The organism is Calidithermus terrae (assembly GCF_003574345.1).
Taxonomy (GTDB): domain Bacteria; phylum Deinococcota; class Deinococci; order Deinococcales; family Thermaceae; genus Calidithermus; species Calidithermus chliarophilus.
In genome coordinates, this window is record NZ_QXDL01000348.1 from 1 (window position 1) to 2,496 (window position 2,496).

Sequence of the window (2,496 nt, forward strand, 5' to 3'; positions counted from 1 at the left end):
GCCGAAGCTGGCCCCCACGCTGCCCTGGGCCTGCCAGAGGGTGTTCCGGCGGCCGGGCACGAAGAACTCGGCGCGGCCCTCGAGGTCGTCGAAGGCGAGCTCGAGGCGGAGGCTGCCCGGCAGGGCCAGGGGCTGCAGGCGCAGCACGGCGCGGCCGTCGCGCAGCAGGACCTGGTAGCCCGGGGCGGCGGGGAAGGCGTCGGGGTCGAGGGGCTCGAGGGTGCCGGCGAGGGTGAGCGGGCCGAAGCCGCTGGGCAGGCCGCCCGCGTCGAGGGCCAGGAGCTCGAGCTCGAGCGGGGTTCGCCCGTCGGCGTAGAGCTTGAGCGGTCGGGCCACCAGCCGCACGGGCTTGCCCGCCAGGAAGACCTCCACCCGGTCGGAGCCGGCGGGGCTGTCGAACTCGATGAGGTTGGCGCCCGGGCGCAGCGGCAGGCCGTAGTACTCCAGCCGCTGGGTGCCCCGGGCGCTGTCGTACTCGGCCTGGCCTAAGCTGGCGCGGGTCACGGGCTCGCCCCCCACCTTGAGCTCGAACTCCAGGCCGTAGGGCATCACCAGCACCACCCGGGCCTTGTCCACGCGGAACACCGTGCCGGGGAGGGGTTCCTGGATGAAGCCCTGGCGGGCCTTGGCCTCCAGGGGCCGGGTCTGCTGCAGCGCGGCGAAGGGCACCCGGCCCTGCAGCAGCACCTCGCGGTCGGCGACGCCCAGGGTGAGGGTGGGGGCCTCGAGCGGGCCCAGCGCCGCGCGGTGGCGCACCTGGTAGCTCAGCACGCCGCCGGGCTGGTAGGGGATCTCGAAGTACAGCCGCCCCTGCCCGTCCACGCGCGGGTCGGGGAGGGGGTTGCCGTCCAGGCGGGCCGAGCCGGGCTCGTAGAGCGCCTGAACCGCCTTGCCCTCGCCCGCCGCCTCGCTGGGCGGCAGGTGGGTCAGGAGCAGGCGTTCGCCCCCGGGGGCGGCGGGGTTAGCCCCCGCAGGGCCTCCCGCGGTGAACTCGAGCCGGATGGTGGAGGTGCGCGCGGGCTCGAGCACCGGCAGCACCGCCACCGCCGCCTTGCTGGGGAAGGACACGGGCACGCCGCCGGCGAAGGCCAGGGCCTGGTTCTCCAGGCTGCCCACCCGCGCGGGCTTGCCCTCCAGGCGCACCTCGGCGCGCTGGCCGGGCTCGAGGACGAATTCCCAGGCGTACGGCTTCGCCGTCCCGAAGGGAATCTGCCCCTGGGGCAGTTCGGCCATCTCGAGGCCCTCGCCGGGGATGTCCTGCAGCTCGAAGCGCACGGTGTGGTCGGCGGGGTTGTGCAGCTCGATCACGAAGGCCACGGGGCTGCCCAGCACCACCCGCTCGCGCTCGGCCCGCTTGTTCACGCCGATCAGGACGCGCTCGAGGCGGTCGAGCGCGCGGAGGTCGCCGCCGTTGGAGCGCAGCTCGGCCTGGAAGCCGGCCTCGGCGGGCGCGCCGAAGGCCACGCGGGCCCGGTAGGCGTGGACGCGCTCGGCGCCGGGCTCGAGGCGGCCGGCGAACTCGGGCTTCTCCAGCGGCTCGAGCCACTCGGGGTAGGCGTCGGTGAGGGCGTAGTCGAGGGGGGCCTCCCCGCCGTTGCGCACCCGCAGGCTCACCGTGACCACCTCGCCCGGCAGCACCTTGCGGCGGTCGAGGCTGCGGCTCAGCTCGGCCTTGGGGCGCAGCACCCGCAGGGTGCTCTGGGCGGCGGCGAGCTCCTGGCCGGAGGCGTTGAGCAGCACGGCGCGGTTGGTGAGGGTGGCCCCGGCCCGGGGGGTGAGCCGGGCGGCGAGCTCGAGGGTCTGGGACTGGCCGGGAGGGAGGGTGAGGGTCTGCTCGAGGCTCTCCCCCTCCAGCCCCTCGGGCAGCACGTCGCGCAGGCGCACGGTCCCGGCCACGTCGCCGGAGTTGGCGACCCTCAGCCGGTAGGCCACGCGCTCGCCGACGGCGGCGGCCTCGGGGCCGGTCTTCTGCAGGGTGAAGGTGGCGGGCTGCAGCACCTGCAGGCCCACCTGGCGGCTCTGGCCCCACGGCGCGAGGCGGGCGGCGGGGGCAAACTCCCCCTTGCACACCGCCTTCACCGTCAGGCGCAGGGTCACGGCGCGGCCGGCCGAGACCGGCGAGCTGAGGCGGGGGCTCTGCCGGGGCTCGAGGCAGTCCGGCAGCTCCAGGCGCAGGTCGGCGGGGAGCAGGTCGGGGAAGGCGGTGCTCACGCGGGCCGTCAGCACGGCCTCCTCGCCCACCTGCATCGTCGTGCGGTCGCTCTCGAAGCTGAGGGCGACCTCGGGGGTGACGCGGTAGCGGGCTTGGGCGGTCTGGCCGGGCTCCAGCGCGACCCGCTCGGGCCCTTCCACCTGGGCCCCGGCCAGGCGGGGCTCCAGGGCGTAGCTCCCGGCGGCGAGCTCGAGCGCGGCCCGCCCCTCGGCGAGCTGCACGCGGCTCTCCCCCACCCGCAGGCTGAGGTCGTAGGGGCGCTCGCCCGCGGGGGTGACGAGCAC

Annotated in this window: 1 pseudogene; it reads right to left on the reverse strand. The window is 76.2% G+C overall.

The features are described from left to right. Positions 1–2,496, reverse strand: a pseudogene (locus Mterra_RS20480) (DUF11 domain-containing protein); the annotation flags it as partial.